Consider the following 15,795-nt stretch of genomic DNA (forward strand, 5'->3'; position numbering starts at 1 on the left):
GAGCTGCCTTTCGACAAGGCAGCTTGAATATCATAATATTGTCCAAACTTTAGTTTTTCATAGTGAAGGACTTTAAACTGGAAGGTTTCATCTGCTCCCCGAACGAAAAACCCTCCCCTCTCTCCTTGAAGAATTGCGAGTTGGACTTCCCAACTCCCCGGATAATTGAAACTTCTGGAAGTAACTGGAGTTGTAGAATCAATGACCTGACCGCCTTCCGCCGGAAGAATGAGATCCAGATTCCTGTGATTGAGATTTACACACCCCCACTGAATCCCATAAACACCTGCTGTCTCGGAAGCCCCCTCCTGCTCAATCAGCAGATCCCCTGACCTGGCGTCAACGCCTATGAACAGACGCAATGCGTTTTGCCCCTGACGAAACATAATTTCTGCTTTAAGTGGTGCGACTTTTCTTGCCTGTGTTAGCGTTGCTTGGTCGGTCCAGATAGATCCGATATTTCTCCTCAACAATCCACTACGCCCACGAAAACCCGTAACGCCACCGACACCGAGCGGGAGAGTATACGTTTCTTCTGTGAGTTTGTTATAGAGGTGGGTGAGAACACCGTCGGTGAACTGGACTTGATAGGTATCGGTTTCCACGAAGACGTTATTGTCAACAACCTCAATTTCGGCACAAGGTGCCACTTGAGGGTAAAACAGACAGAATATTCCACTCAGAACGATTACGACTAAAAAACGCAAAATGCTTTTCTCCTCCGAAACTCAAACGTACAACGCCTCAAACACTTCAAAACAATCAGGGAACGCTTTGCTGACCCACTAAGGCATTTCTCCAGCTTGCTGTAACGCATCGCTGACGAGCGATGGGCTCAGACGGACTCCATTCTCCAGCAACACGTTTAAAAGAGGTGTGACTGCATCAATGAATCCTCTTTCCTTTGCTTCCAGCAAAAGACCAACCGTGCCAGTATAAGGCACTCCGATGCGTTCAGCGTACCGTCGGGCATCCCGATCATCAAGAATCACGAGACGTGCTTCGTGTTCTTCAGCAAGCACGAAAACCGCGGCTTCACCGAGATCTATTTCCGCGTGTGTCGCTATATTTTCTGGGTTATGTAAACGGACGGTTCTAATCCACGGCGCGCTTTTGAGGGCGGCCTCGCGAGCGTGGCGTTCGGTCGCGAAAAACTCATCTCGAACTTCTTCCGGAATTAACACTTCAGTGTAGAGTTCCCGCAACAATGGGAAAAGATTGAGTACCCAAAGACCTACGAGTGGACTCGTATTACTGATAACTGGCTTTTCTGGCACTCTCAACGTCCTTTCGGAGCTCTTCGGCGGTGAGCCTAATAGGCGAGAGCCCATATTTACCCAGAGTATAGATAAATTCTTCGCGGGACATACCTGCAAATCGAGCAGCTAGACCCGTGCTGAGTTCCTCGTTTTCGTAAGCCTTCAAGGCTAGTTTCAGGCGTGCACCTTCCTCAAATTCACGGAGTTCTATTTGGGGAGCCAGCATGTCCGCGACATCCGCCGGTATCTGAATCTTCGTTTTCTGCGCAAAGGCGTGGGTACTCTCATAGAAGTGATGAAACAGCGCGCTGATATCAACACGCAGAATAGTAGCAACAGTGAAATCGGCTTTCGCTTTTTTCCAGTGCCCGTAATGTAACCAAGCCACCCCGCAAGTCCCGTAAGCCACCCCCACGTCCGGATTCAGTCTAAGTGCCTTTGTACAGTCGTAAACCGCGCGGTGAATATCTAACCTGCTGAGATAGAGACTCCCGCGATTGGCGTAGGGTTCAGCGAGTCCTGGATTCAAGCCTATTGCCGTGCTATAATCCTGGACGGCATAGATGATTTCACCTTTTTTTTTATAAGCGATGCCGCGATTGTTATACGCTTCCGCATAATCACGTTTAAACTGGATTGCCCCATTATAATCAGCGAGAGCTTTGTCCACCTCGCCTTTTCTCATATAAGCCAGTCCGCGATTGTAATGGGCATTAACATAATCCGGTTGCAGTTCAATCGCTTTACCAAAAGTAGGGATAGCCAGGTCGTGCTCGCCGCTTTCGCTGTAGGTGATACCGCGAACGTTGTATATTTCTGCCTCGGTGCGCTGTGGGTGGACGAGTTTTGGCATGCCTTCAGTATGGTGACTGTGAGCAAACCCGCAGTGAACATACGGATCGATGATTTTTTTGTTGCTTTGTTTAGACGATGCAGGTTGCTGATGCGTCTCAGCCTTTTTCGGGGCAGTGTTTGCGCTGCCCGATTCATTCGCTACGTTTAGCGTTTGCATACCTTTTCCTCAGCGTAGGTGCCACACAGCATTGTATTATTCTTATACCCAACTTACATTGATTTAAGGATACCACAAAATCCGCTAACTGTCAATGTTCATAAAAACGATATTTTCAGGCATATAACCGTTCCAATACTTCAAAATAATTCGGGAACGTTTTGCTGACACAGTCCGGATCGTTAATTTGAATCCCGTTTGCCTTTAGACCGACGAGCGAAAACGCCATCGCCATGCGGTGGTCTTCATACGTATCAATCGCTGCAGGGGTAACAGGTGAAGGCGAAATTTCAAGTCCGTCTTGATGCTCAATCACAGGCACGCCTAATTTCCGTAACTCCGTCACCATCGCATGAATCCGATCGGTTTCTTGCCAGCGGGTGTGTTCAATGTTTCGAAGGGTCACTTTGCTATCGGCGAAGGGCGCAATGGCTGCGAGGGTTAGGGAGGTATCCGAAATCGCCCGCATATCCGCATCGACGCCCTTCAATTGGCGTGGACCGGTAAGGGTAATCCCACCGTCGGAAACAGTGATCTGACAACCCATCCGTTCCAAAATACGCACAAATTGGACATCACCTTGCTTGGAATCTAAGGACAGATGTTGGGTAGTGACACGTCCACCTGTGAGTGCAGCCGCCGCGAAGAAATAGGAGGCGTTGGAAGCATCTGGTTCAACGTTATAGATACGCGGCTGATACCGCTGTCCCTCTTCAATCCGAAAATACCTATAACCTTCGCTGACAACCTCGACACCAAATGCCTCCATGACTGCGAGTGTAATGTCAATATAGGGCATCTCGCGTTCTCCGACGACTTGAATCTCTACGCCGTTTTTAGCATAGGGCGCAATGAGTAGCAACGCTGTCAAGAATTGACTGCTCTTAGAGACATCAAGTCGGGTCTTTCCACCCTCCAATCCGTTTGCCTCAATAATGACTGGGAGATGTCCATTGCCAAATTGCGAGCGTGCCGAAACCCCAATTTGCGTCAGGGCATCCAGTAAGTCGGCAATCGGACGCCCGTGTCGCATCGGTGCATCGCCATCAATGACGAATGTCCCACGACCTAATGAGACATAGGCAGTCAGCGAGCGTGAGGTGGTCCCTGAGTTTCCGATATAGAGTTCGGCATTCGAAACCGGAATGTCCCCACCATTTCCATGTATGTCAAACCTCGCCTGCTTCTCATCCGCGTGAATCTCGACACCGAGTTTTTGCAGCGCATTACGCATATAGCGCGTATCATCGCTAAAGAGGGCACCTGTCACGGTCGAAGCCCCCCTCGCCAACGCAGCGACTAATAATGCCCGGTTGGTATAACTTTTAGAACCGGGGACCTCTATGGTGGCATCAATGGGTTTGCGAATCGGCTGTATCTCAATCATTTTTTAATTTTACCTTGCGGTTCGGTCAGGTGGGTTCGGGATTTAACGCATCACACCGTATATCCGTCCTCCACTACGTTACGGACTACGCGCTTCGGGCTAGTTTTTTTAAAATTTTACCTTGCGGTTCGGTCAAGTGGGTTCAGGATTTAACGCATCACACCGTATATCCGTCCTCCTTGCACAAGCCTCTATAGGAAACCTGCGGGACAATGTTACGGACTACGCTCTTTCGTTCATTTTGCAATTCCTGCTTCCGATAATAATTGTCGGAGTTCGTCCTTCGCAAAGTCGCTAATGGGCAGCAAGGGTCCGGTTGTATATGCTTTACAGACTCCCAAAATCTCCAGACACGCTTTCATACCGCTAACGCCCTGTCCATACGTATACATTTTGCTGAGTCGAAGTAACAACTTCTGTAACCGGTGGGTTTCATCGATGTCGCGTGCCTTTGCGGCATTATAGAGCGCGACAGATTCTTTCGGAGCGACGTTTGAAATCGAGACGACACCGCCGTCTGCACCGAACAATAAGGCTGCTCCCAATGCAGTATGCGAGCCGAGCATGATGGAGAAATCCGGACGGTCTCCGAGCCGATCCAAGAGGTTGAGGCAGTTCGTCCAATCCCCGGAACTGTCCTTAATTCCAACAATGTTCTCACACGTCTCCGCGAGTTGGGCAACGACATACGGTTTAATCGCTGTTTTGACAGTTGAAGGGATGTTGTAAATGAAAACAGGGAGTTCCGTGCTGGCGGCAACATCGTAATAGAATTCGATGAGATCTGCATCATCGGTGGAGGGATAGTAGTAACCCGGTGTCGCAGCAACCGCGTCAACCCCGAATTGTTCGGCGATTTTAATGTTTTGGATAACGCGCTGCGTGCTTGTGTCCATCACACCACAGATAATCGGGACGCGACCGCCGATCGCTTTGACCGCGATGTCCATCGCTCGTTCGCGCTCTGTATTCGTCAATGTCGTAAATTCGCCAGAAGTTCCCAATAGATAGATGCCGTGGATACCGCTGTCAATCAAACGATTGAGTTGGTTATTAAATCCAAGTTCATCAACGCGTTCTTTCTCATCAAGTGGCGTTATTGTCGGTGAAAAAATACCTTCAAATCGAATATTCATGAATCCACCTCATGGAGCGTAATTGCTGTCTGTCTCACTGATATGGTTTGCGAGGAACACAGTATCGGAGTATTTATATGACTTAAGATTTCAGTATAGCAGAATCCGATTTAGATGTCAAGAGGACACGTTTCCGTTTGCAAATTATGCCGAAACCGTGCTATGATACTATCAAACCCAATCATTTTACGATCCCGCCAACGGGGAACGATAATGAACATCCGTACCCAACTGACATTCAGATATATAGGCATTGTGCTTTTGGTATTGCTCGCGATGTATTTCTATCTGGCTACGGTGCTTAAAGACTCCATGAGCAGTCACATCACCAGTGAATTGGAAATCCAGGCGACATTAACTCGGGAATTTCTCATCGAAGAACTCCCTACCGAGGATAACTTTACCTACGCCCTCATAGACCCGCTCGTCGATAAACTCGGAAGGGCTAACAATGCCCGTGTGACCTTCATCGACTTGGAGGGTGTTGTCTGGGGTGACACCGAACGGGATGGCCAGGCACTCCGTGAAATGGACAACCACCTCACGCGTCCAGAGGTCCAAGATGCGATCAAGAAAGGAAGCGGTATTCGAGACCGCTACAGCAATACAACACAGACAGAATTTCGTTACTTTGCCCTTCCAATACATAGCAATGTGGGGTCAGAAACTGCAGGCACTTTGATTGGTATCTGCCGCGTCGCGCTCCCGATGGCAGCCGTCAATACTGCGATTGGCAAGCTCCGACAGATGGCTCTCATTGCGAGTGTAGCAGGACTCATTCTCGTAATCGTATTTAGCGTTTTTAGCACGGGTGCGATCACAAAACCGATTGAGAAATTGACCCAGGTGACCCAATCGCTTGCTGCTGGCAACATCAGTTCTCGTGTTCCTGTGGATTCAAGCAACGAACTCGGACAACTTTCGCATAACTTTAACCTGATGGCAGACAGGATACAGGAACAGATTGACACAATCTCTGAAGAACACCGGCGTTCCGAAACCATTTTGAAAAACATGGGTGAAGGTGTACTACTCGTGAACGGTGTGTCTGAGATTACGTATGCCAACCCAACGGCTATCTCTATGCTGGAACTCCCTGACGATTATATCGGCAAAGCCTTGATTGAGATCAATCGGATTCCAGAACTACAAGCACTCCTGAAAAAGGCGGAACAAACAGAAACCATCGCGTTCGCAGAAATCCAACTCGGTAACCTGAGAGAACCGGAGGCAGAGGTCACGGTTGTTCCCGTTTCTGCAGGTCAAGAATACGTCATCGTTATCCACGATGTCACGAAGGAACGGCAATTAGAGCGGATTCGAGCGGACTTCGTGGCAAACGTTTCACACGAACTCCGAACGCCACTCACAACGATCCGAGGTTACGCCGAAACCCTACTCGGTGAGAATTCCGTTCGGACAAAGACAGGCGAACAGTTCATCGTGAAAATTCTCAATCACGCCGCCCGACTTACAAGTTTGGTCTCAGACCTGTTGGAACTCTCTCGGCTGGAGTTGGGTGAGGTAGAATTGAAACGCTCACCTTGCGACCTCAATACCTTCCACGCACCGATTTTAGATGTGTTTGAGCCGCTATTAGAGGAATCAGGGTTGGTTTTAAAATGGGAGGTTCCTGAAAAGTTCCCGAGGGTTAATGTAGACCGACAACTTTTCATGCAGATCTTTGTGAACCTGATTGACAATGCTATTAAATATACACCAGACGGTGGAGCGATTATCGTTTCAGCAGAGATCTGTTCAGGTGAAGGAACTGAAGGCGCGGAGATAGACTCGGAAGAGATCCTCCTGCGTGTAGAAGATACAGGTATCGGTATCCCGATGGAATCACAATCCCGCGTGTTTGAAAGGTTTTACCGTGTTGACGAAGGACGTGCCCGAGAAATGGGTGGCACTGGATTAGGATTGGCAATCGCTAAACATATTGTCCTCTCCCACAACGGAAGAATATGGCTGGAAAGCACCCTTGGACAAGGCAGCGTCTTCTATATCGCTCTGCCTCGGTAAAGAGATTCTTTTAACAACAAAAATTACGCAAAATCAGAGAATTAGGTCTATCATGACACAACCGTGCGGTTTCCAACCGCACCTACCGTGGAAATGCGTAAATCCTAAACACATACGACTAAATTTTCCACGTCTCCTGCGTGTAAGCCATCTCCCAAAAGAGATACTCATAACGACTGCTCAGCAAGAAGTAGTTTTTAATCCGTTCTTTTTGAGAGGCACTATGCTCGGCTGTGAGATTGTTGAGAAGTCCTCGCAACGATTCACCCAGCGATAGGAATTCGGGAGAGGCGTACATGTCAATCCACTCCTGATAGAGGGGTTCCGGCGAACCGCCTTGTGCAGCAAGCGTTGTGCCGATTTCAGCGTAACCCCACTGACACGGTAAAACACCGGCAACGATATCCGCTAAAGTCCCGACCTGCGCGACATCAAGTAGATGTCGGGTATAAGCATGTGTCGTAGGTGTCATCGGCGCGGCTTCCATCTCAGTGGCAGAGATACCGAATTTCGCACAATACCCGCGATGCAAATCCATCTCGGTGTTCAGTGTTGAATTGAGCAGTTCTGCAAACATCGCCATCGTCGCTTCATCGTGCGCCTTGATAACACCGTGTGCAAATACACGGCTATAGTCCAATAGGAACAGGTAATCCTGAATTAGGTAGAACTTGAATTTCTCTGTTGGAAGACTCCCATCGGCAATACCTCTAACGAAGGGATGCCGAAGATCCGCCTCCCAAATCGGTGCAGCAGTGAGCCTGAGTTCATCAGTAAATCGCCCATTTTGTGCCATAGTCTTTGTTGAAACTCCTTGGAAATATGCTATAATCTCTGTTGTATATCATACGCTAACAATGAAAGGATGTCAAAATGTTTGAAAAACTCGGAATCGTAACCAATATCTGGTCTGCAGAGATGGAAAGCGGCGCGCGCTTCGATAAACTCATGGTAGAATTCGGCGCGAACGGATTTAAGGATATGGAGGTTCGTGAAGGCGACTACCTGCGCAACTCTGAATTTGGGGAATGCATTGAACATCTCGAATCCGCGATGGCTGACTACACGGATGCGGAATACAAAACTATCTGTGATGCCGTCTGGGAAAAACAACCCTACGAAACGAAACATGCCACACTCTTCACGGAGATTGCAGCGTTCATTGAAAAAGCATCTGGACTTACCTTGAGTTATGCCATGTCCCATCCTTGGCTGTCATCTCCAAAGGACAGTGAAGCAGACATACAGCAGATTGTTAAGGCAAAGAAGTTGGCATACCTCCTCTGCCCGGCACAACCGCGGCTCCGACTCGTCGATCTTGACACCGAAGGAGACATTGACGAATCCGCTGCTATTGCCAACCTAAAGCGATATGAGGCACTTTTACCGGATTTTCCAATGGTTTTTGCTGTGGAGAACGCCCGACAAACCGCTACATTGACCTTGAAGTTAGCCGTCGCGGGCGGTGCCAAACTTACTTACGACGAAACAAACACATACCGTGCCGACGGGACAACGGTGAACCCTCCTGACGACTTCTGGGGGGCTGTTAAAATGACGGATCTCACCTCGGTCCATTTCAAACAGAAAACCGAAGAGGGTGTGCTCTCGGAAGTCGGTGATGGCTTTGTCGACTTTCGAGCCATTGCCGAACGCTTGAAAACGCAAGACTATACCGGCGATCTGCTCCTTGAAAACACGCCGACTGTGCATTCTCTGCAAGATGCCTTACGGAGTCGAGAGTATCTACTCAATTGCTAAGACAGAGATGCACACAGTGAAACGAATCTCTTATCTACATCCTCTTAAGTTTACCCCACGTGGTAGCGAGCTTGGCTTTCGGAGAAACTGGCAATACTGTAGCCAGTCCGTGTTCCCGAATCATCTTTGTCTCTTCAAATTCGCATTAACTTTCATTTTTCCTCTCCTTTTGAAAGCCGTGTAACCGTAAACCCGTTCCACACCCAACGCTTTTTCCGTGTATAAATTACTTGAGTTAGACGCTCATCAGTTGAGGAGATACAGGAGAGAAAGCGGGAGGAGTCCTCGCTTTTGAACAATCGTCTTTCGCATGGATAGAACCGACTATCCCCATTTTACAAGAATTTAACCGCGAGGTCAATAAAAACTATAAGCAGATAAAAACGTTCCACTGCTGGAGCGGTTCAAAACCGGACCAACAGTGGAACTCATGACTAAAAAGGTGATTCTTGGGCTTGTGTATTTTCTGCCGGTGCGCCATCTGGAGATGCGGTCTCTTGATTCGCGGATTCCTCCGGTTCAGGGACTTCACTCTCCTGCGCAGCGGTTGTTAATTGCTTTACACGTTCACAGAGTTCATCTAACAACTGTGGTGAGGTTTCCGCGGCTTTCAGTTCAGCAGAAAGCTGCGTCCACTGCATCTCGCTCATATCGTTCCGAGATTCCACACCATATTTACGTTTGATGTAGTTCCAGAGGTCTGCCTTACCGATGCCTTTCCCCTCCAGAGGTCCCGCCAGATTGTTCGCGATAGCGAAAGCCGCTTTTTGGGCGTTAGCAATATTTCCACCGCCCTGTTGTAGCTGCGGTCGTTGCGTCGTATTGCCCCCCCCTGTTTTTCGATTCAGGTAGAAATTCAGAACCTCGCGGATGACCGGCACGGGGATCAACTGTTTAATTGCGTTGCGTTGCGCTTTATGAATTGCTTTGGTGAAGGCGAACGGATCGGCGCGTCCGCCAGCCATCTTCAGTTGCTCATAGGCACCGTAACGAGACGAACCGGTGATTGTATCGACCGCTTTGGCAGTAGCAATCCAAGAATGCTCGCGTTCCTCATAATCGATCTCTTCAATCTGGATACCGCCCCGGCGATTTGCGGCTTCGTTAATACCGGCTAAGGTCAACCCTTCAACAGTCCGTCCCCCCTGTTTGAAGGAATAGACGTAATCTTGAATTGTCTGTCCAGTCATCAACTCAATGATCGCCTGATCATCCACCTGATCGACGACTTCATATTCAGCGGTAACGGGTACCATTTCGTCCTTTTTTTCTTCAGCCATAATAATCCTCCGATTTCTAAATACACCAGATTTCTAAATATATAATTAGTATAACATATCTTTAGATATATATCAAAGAAAAAACGCGCTTTCGTTAATCATCTGCAATGCCTGTGGTAATCTCGACCTGTATTCCATCTGTTACGATGCTTTCAACGTAGAGTGTGAATGTATACATCTGATGATTCTCGTATTTTTGCAGTTTGGAAGGTAAGAGTCCATCCCCCGCAATATCATCAATAATCCAAAACGTCACATTTCTATTATTCGTGTCAAGCGTCATCGCGCCTGAGTAATTTTTTACCAATTCAGGGTCCACATCATCTCCGATGCCCAGCAGTTCATTGAGTCTCTTAAGTGAAACGGTCTCATTGTGAAGGCGCACTGTTTTCCCGACATACCTCTGACCCCCCGTCACAATCTGTTCAAGCGTCGTGTTGATAACTTCGATATCCGCTTTCGCGGTGTGTTCAGGGACATCAGACCAGATAGTGAAAAAACGGTCTTTGTTTGTGGTTTTGTTTTCGGAAATGTCCTTTATCAAAAGTGTGAAGGTGTAAGTTGTATGTCCGCGAATATGTCCGAGATCGCTCTCCATGTAATTTGAATAATAGTGTTGCAGAAACTTAGCGTCCGGGTCGGTGATGAAAAAACGGACTTTATTGTGATGTGTAAACAATTCTAACTTCGGTGGATCTCCATCGGCACTCGGATAAATTCTGCCAGCCGCGGTAATCGTAACCTTCTGTCCCTTATATTTTGAGTGGATGCCGTTTACTTCAACATCGTTGACAATATCAGTGAGGACACCAAGTTCGACGGTGTGGGTTTTCGGATGAAATCTCGCACACCCTCCAAAGATAGCAATGGCAAAACACGCACATAAAAATGTAAACAGTTTCATGTTTTTTAATTATACCTTGGCGGGAGAATAACATAAGTTTGAATGTTTGACGCACCTTCTTTATATCTGCTTGCGTGTTTCTGCGTATTGTTGCAGGAAACTACGGGTTTGGTAGAAAGTTGTAAAGTATTCTAAGACTTTAGCACACTCGCAAACTTCTTGAGTCGTTGTTGCAGGCTACCGTTTGCTTTAAGAATTATAACGGCTCCGACTTAAGATGTCAAATTGTATGGGAAACCGGTCCAATTCGCTCAAAAAACCTCACGCCATAAACTTGACCACCACCGTGAATTCTGCTATAATAAAAATAAATCGAGCATCGGAGCATTGATGAACAGTGACAACCCCACTTCTCCACATGCAATCAATTACCAAAGACTTCCCCGGCGTGCGTGCCCTAGACGATGTCTCTTTCGAGGTGCGTCCGGGTGAAATTCATGCGCTGTGTGGAGAAAACGGCGCAGGCAAATCAACGTTGATTAAGATTCTCGGTGGCGTTTACCCGTACGGGACTTACGAAGGAGAATTGCATATCAACGGAAACGAGCAACAGTTCCATACCGTGCGTGACGCAGAACGTGCGGGAATCGCTATCATCCATCAAGAACTGGCACTTATTCCAGAGATGACGGTCGCTGAGAATATTTATCTCGGTAAGGAACCGTGCCAATTCGGGACCATTAACAAGCATCGTCTCTATCACGAAGCAGGCGAACTCCTTTCGCAGTTTGGACTGACGATCCCACTCCGTAAACCTGTCCATGAACTCGGTATCGGACAACAACAACTCGTAGAAATCGCAAAGGCTTTAGGGCGCAGCTTGCAAGCCCATATTCAGCAGCGGCGCAGCTTGCAAGCCAACAGCGAATCGTCAGGGAGTGCCTTGTTACTCGTGCTGGACGAGCCGACAGCCGCCTTGACCGAAAGCGAAGTAGACATCCTTCGCGAGATTCTGACGCAACTTCGAGAAAAGGGTGTCGCCTGTATCTATATCACCCATAAACTCAAGGAGATTTTTCAAATCGCTGACCGGGTGACAGTGCTACGGGACGGCAAAACAGTCGCAACGCAATCCATTAAATCGTCTGAGTGCACCGAAGATGCGCTCATCTCACAGATGGTCGGACGCGAGTTAACCGCTCTGTTTCCAAAACGACGAACTGTCTCTATTGATAAAAACAGGTCAAACCGAGACGACGTAGCACTCCGGGTGGAAAACCTAAGCACTTACCCATCGGAACCGCCACAACTTGAAAACATCAATTTTGAGGTGCGACGTGGAGAAATCCTCGGCATTGCAGGTTTAATGGGCGCGGGAAGGACAGAATTGATTAGCACGATTTTCGGTGTTTACGAGGGTAGATGGCGTGGAGAAATCGTCATAGAGGATGCCACTGTTAACATTCACTCCCCACGTGAGGCGATACAGCACGGCATAGCACTCGTCAGTGAGGATCGGAAACGCTATGGACTCCTTTTAGACGTAGATGTCGTCCGCAACATGACGCTTGCGAGTCTCGGTCCATCGTCAGACATCACATCACACGGGATAATTGATGACAACACGGCATTTGAAAAAAGCGAACACTACGTAGATTCCCTTCAGATTAAGACAACTTCGCTTGAAGTGCCTGTGAACCATCTCAGCGGCGGCAATCAACAGAAAGTCGTTCTCGGCAAATGGTTGATGACGCATCCGACGGTGTTATTTCTTGATGAACCGACACGCGGGATTGATGTCGGTGCGAAAGCGGAAATTCACACACTGATGGCAAAACTTGCGCAAGAGGGGGTCGCGATCGTGTTTGTATCCTCCGAACTCCCAGAAATCCTCGGTATGAGCGATCGCGTCATAGTATTACATGCGGGCAAGATCACGGGTGAATTTATCAACGAGAATCTGACCCAAGAGGACATTTTACGATGTGCCGCTGGCACGTCAATATCCAAACTTCCCTCACCGAACCGCAAGGTAAATTAAAAAAAGGAAAACTTACGCCTACACATTACACTAAAGCTGTAACACGTAACGAAGTGGAGTGCGGCTATACGCGGAGGCACGTCAGTATCCAAACCTCCCTCACCGAACCGCAAGGTAAATTAAAAAAATGGAAAATAGAAACGAAACATTTAAAACAGAAAACCCAGCAGAAACACAAGCGCTCGGTGAAAGGTTAGGCAAAACGCTCAAGCAAGGAGATGTCATCGCACTCATCGGCGACCTCGGCACGGGTAAAACCTGTTTGACGCAAGGCATTGCGCGCGGTGTCGGCATCTCTCCAGACGAGGTTGTGAATAGTCCCTCCTATATCCTGATTAATGAGTATAATGGGGTACTCCCGATCTACCACATCGATCTGTACCGTCTCGAAAACAGTGCGGAGATCGCCGAACTCGGACTCAGCGAATATATGGAAGGCGATGGAATTTGCATCATTGAGTGGGCAGAACGGATGACAGATGCCCTGCCTGCTACTTGTATACAAATACGTATAACGCTTGGAGACGCAAACGTCTCACACGGCAGCGAAACCCGTGAGCCAATATCACAAATCCCTGAAGATGAAAACATCCGACACATCGAAATCCAATATCCTATATCTCGATAGCGGTTCGGGCATCGGCGGTGGACAACGCAGTCTCTTACTCCTGCTCAATCTATTAGATAAGGATCGTTTTACGCCGTATGTCGGATGCCTCGGTGGGAGCCGATTCGCAGCGGAGGTAGAAAAGACGGAGGCAAGTGTCGTTCCATTGTCTCTACCCGCGGCACATAACAAAACCGATAAGGTCCAACGATTTACCCTCGGCGATCTGCTTGACGACTTCCGACAACTTGGGGTTATTCTTCAACTCCATCAAACAGTAAAACGGTATGCGATCGACCTCATCCATGCGAACTCGCTGTCGGTAGCACTGCTCGGCGGTATTGTCGCGCGGATAAACCGTATCCCGATCGTGATGCACAAACGCTACGCGACTTCCTACGGCATTCTGGATCGGATTTGCGAAAGGTTTTTGCACCGTGTAATACTCGTTTCGGAGGCAACTCGCTGGAATTTCGCGCCTACGGCAAAACAGACGTTAATCTATAACGGGGTCAACTTAGAGGCTTTTCAAGCATCCGCAGAAGAGGTGGAAACCCTCCGATCGGAACTCTTTCCCAATGCCTCCGATACCTCCATCGTTACGGGAGTCGTAACTCGGATTACGCCGGAGAAGGGTATCCATTTTTTAGTCAGAGCGATAGCAGAACTCAAAGGAAGAATAGACACCAAATTGTTGATCGTTGGCGGTCCTTACTTCCAAAAGGATATTGACTATATGAACGAACTCAAACAGGAGGTCGTAGATTTAGGCGTTGAAGATTCGGTCATCTTCACTGGATTTTTGTCGGATACGCGGGTGGTTACAAGCCTGCTTGACGTTATGTTGGTGCCATCTATTATCCCGGAGGCATGCCCGCGCACCATCATTGAAGCAATGGCGGTCGGCACCCCCGTCATTTCCACGCCACTCGGTGGAAGTAAAGAACTCGTTACCCCTGAAACAGGGATTTTAGTACTGCCTGAAGATGCCTCGGCGATTGCGGATGCTATTGCAACGCTTGCGACGGATCAAAAACGATTGCGGGCAATGGGGGAAGCCTCTCGCAACCGCGCTGAGCAGTTGTTTAATAGCGAAAAGAACACGGCGTTGACGGAGGCTGTTTACACTGAACTGTTAGCCGTATGATAAGAGGCTTTCGCATCCCCAGTAGGAACGAGCTGCGAATCGCGATTTCTCTTCTATAGCCACAGATAAACACGATTGCATGTTTCCGCCACACAGACAGAGGAGTTATTTATTATGAGAGGAAAGACAGTGAGTCCACCACAGGGTTCACAATCGAGTCAAGGGCAAGTGAGACAGGTGTCTCAACTGTTCAGTGAGGGTATCGGTAGCACCCCTGAGTGGGTCGAGATCCACCGCACCAACGATGAATGGGAAGTGAAACTCATCCAAGCCACTTTGAGCGCGCAACAGATCCGATGCCGTCCGATTGAATTAAAAGAGGAACGCCAAACCGCCCTCCTCGTTGAACCGCAACACGAAGTGGAAGCGATGGAACTGGTAAGTCGCATCGGGGTGGCCGTCACGGACAACGAAATGGCGACGCACGCTGAAGAAGCAACGGAAGCGCTCAAGCAACGCGATATGACTGTCGTTCAAGAAGACAGAAGTCAACAGATGGACCCCGGTGATTCGACAGAAATCGTTTTCGCCGAACGTGAAGGCATCGGCAGTGTCGTCTATATGGCAGGACAAGGATATGAACTCCGTGTTGGTCCTGAACCCTACGTCATCGTCCCAGAGCGCGACTGGGAAGAGTTCACGGATTTTAGTGCGCAACGCCAAGAGTTCGTGATACTTCTCCGCCACGAATACCCCGACCTCTTCGAGTGGATCCAAGATGGAAAACTTCTCGCGGAATTCATCCGTCTCATTGAGATGACGTATCAAGAGGGCGCGCCGCCGCTCCCACATCGCGCCAGTGCTACGACTGACGCTGACGAGTTCGATGCGACGCCTTACCATCCGCTTGCCCAATTGAGTCTCACTGTCGCTGTGATTTCGCTTATTGCAGTGCTTTTTCAGATTCCGTGGCAGGTGAACCTCGTGTTGGCGGTCGTTGCTGTGGCATCAGCAGTCGTCGCGAAACACCAGATCGATGTCAGTGACGGCGCATCAACAGGTGTCCCGATGGCTCTCAGCGCCATTGTGCTTGCGTGTCTCGTCGTCGTGTTTGCGTGGTGGCTGAGTCAGCGTCCGGAACCGGTAGCACCGGAGAGACCCGCCACTCGTGAGATGATTGAGGATCGGTAGAGCGTGTGAAAATTCCGCCAATTGTCTGAATCATGGATTTTCGTGGATTACACAGATTTCGCGGATTCTCAGAAAATAACAACGGATTGATTTCATCCGTAAAATGTAGTATAACGCCAGTTTGAAAATAAATCTGTAGGTGTTTTTGCTTGGGTGTTTCCCCAG

At 48.6% G+C, this 15,795-nt stretch carries 14 protein-coding genes; 6 read left to right on the forward strand and 8 right to left on the reverse strand.

What is annotated here, in order from left to right; all coding sequences use genetic code 11:
* The 5 genes from F4X88_09925 to F4X88_09945 all read right to left on the reverse strand — a co-directional run.
* Positions 1-707: hypothetical protein (locus F4X88_09925; protein MYA56602.1), on the reverse strand; the 707-nt coding region annotated here is incomplete at its 3' end.
* 78 nt (positions 708-785) lie between these two features.
* The gene (locus F4X88_09930; protein ID MYA56603.1) at positions 786-1,331 is read right to left on the reverse strand and encodes a DUF3368 domain-containing protein; all 546 of its coding nucleotides are present in this window, start codon (positions 1,329-1,331) and stop codon (positions 786-788) included.
* Entirely contained in the window at positions 1,252-2,271 is a 1,020-nt protein-coding gene (locus F4X88_09935) for a tetratricopeptide repeat protein (GenBank protein ID MYA56604.1), read from the reverse strand. Before F4X88_09935 ends, F4X88_09930 begins: the two co-directional genes overlap by 80 nt.
* Before the next feature lie 115 nt (positions 2,272-2,386).
* Positions 2,387-3,658 carry a 3-phosphoshikimate 1-carboxyvinyltransferase gene (gene aroA, locus F4X88_09940; protein MYA56605.1) on the reverse strand — a complete coding sequence of 424 codons (1,272 nt, stop codon included), beginning with the start codon at positions 3,656-3,658 and terminating at the stop codon, positions 2,387-2,389.
* Positions 3,659-3,894: 236 nt separating this feature from the next.
* Positions 3,895-4,794 carry a dihydrodipicolinate synthase family protein gene (locus tag F4X88_09945; GenBank protein ID MYA56606.1) on the reverse strand — a complete coding sequence of 300 codons (900 nt, stop codon included), beginning with the start codon at positions 4,792-4,794 and terminating at the stop codon, positions 3,895-3,897.
* 114 nt (positions 4,795-4,908) lie between these two features.
* Here F4X88_09945 and F4X88_09950 point away from each other — a divergent pair, with 114 nt between their 5' ends.
* A complete protein-coding gene (locus F4X88_09950) occupies positions 4,909-6,819 on the forward strand; it encodes a cell wall metabolism sensor histidine kinase WalK (protein MYA56607.1) in 1,911 nt (636 codons plus the stop codon).
* Positions 6,820-6,937: 118 nt separating this feature from the next.
* Here F4X88_09950 and tenA read toward each other — a convergent pair whose 3' ends face one another.
* Positions 6,938-7,615: a thiaminase II gene (tenA, locus tag F4X88_09955; protein MYA56608.1), complete on the reverse strand. Its 678-nt coding sequence runs from the start codon at positions 7,613-7,615 to the stop codon at positions 6,938-6,940.
* A gap of 77 nt (positions 7,616-7,692) precedes the next feature.
* Here tenA and F4X88_09960 point away from each other — a divergent pair, with 77 nt between their 5' ends.
* Positions 7,693-8,580, forward strand: a complete 888-nt coding sequence (locus tag F4X88_09960; protein ID MYA56609.1) for a hypothetical protein — start codon at positions 7,693-7,695, stop codon at positions 8,578-8,580.
* Between the two features lie 434 nt (positions 8,581-9,014).
* Here F4X88_09960 and F4X88_09965 read toward each other — a convergent pair whose 3' ends face one another.
* Both F4X88_09965 and F4X88_09970 read right to left on the reverse strand, forming a co-directional pair.
* The gene (locus F4X88_09965; GenBank protein ID MYA56610.1) at positions 9,015-9,860 is read right to left on the reverse strand and encodes a hypothetical protein; all 846 of its coding nucleotides are present in this window, start codon (positions 9,858-9,860) and stop codon (positions 9,015-9,017) included.
* A 94-nt stretch (positions 9,861-9,954) separates the two neighbouring features.
* Positions 9,955-10,764, reverse strand: a complete 810-nt coding sequence (locus F4X88_09970; protein ID MYA56611.1) for a hypothetical protein — start codon at positions 10,762-10,764, stop codon at positions 9,955-9,957.
* A gap of 358 nt (positions 10,765-11,122) precedes the next feature.
* Between F4X88_09970 and F4X88_09975 the strand changes: the two genes are divergently transcribed.
* The 4 genes from F4X88_09975 to F4X88_09990 all read left to right on the forward strand — a co-directional run bounded on the left by F4X88_09975 (position 11,123) and on the right by F4X88_09990 (position 15,630).
* Positions 11,123-12,745 (forward strand): ATP-binding cassette domain-containing protein, encoded by a 1,623-nt coding sequence (locus tag F4X88_09975; protein ID MYA56612.1) that lies wholly within the window; start codon positions 11,123-11,125, stop codon positions 12,743-12,745.
* Positions 12,746-12,872: 127 nt separating this feature from the next.
* Positions 12,873-13,373 carry a tRNA (adenosine(37)-N6)-threonylcarbamoyltransferase complex ATPase subunit type 1 TsaE gene (gene tsaE, locus F4X88_09980; GenBank protein MYA56613.1) on the forward strand — a complete coding sequence of 167 codons (501 nt, stop codon included), beginning with the start codon at positions 12,873-12,875 and terminating at the stop codon, positions 13,371-13,373.
* Positions 13,327-14,499 carry a glycosyltransferase family 4 protein gene (locus F4X88_09985; protein ID MYA56614.1) on the forward strand — a complete coding sequence of 391 codons (1,173 nt, stop codon included), beginning with the start codon at positions 13,327-13,329 and terminating at the stop codon, positions 14,497-14,499. The genes tsaE and F4X88_09985 overlap by 47 nt, the downstream gene beginning before the upstream one ends.
* A 114-nt stretch (positions 14,500-14,613) precedes the next feature.
* Complete coding sequence (locus tag F4X88_09990; protein MYA56615.1) at positions 14,614-15,630, forward strand: hypothetical protein; 1,017 nt, start codon at positions 14,614-14,616, stop codon at positions 15,628-15,630.
* Positions 15,631-15,795 lie beyond the last annotated feature (165 nt).

Source organism: Candidatus Poribacteria bacterium (assembly GCA_009839745.1).
In the GTDB taxonomy this organism is placed as follows: domain Bacteria; phylum Poribacteria; class WGA-4E; order WGA-4E; family WGA-3G; genus WGA-3G.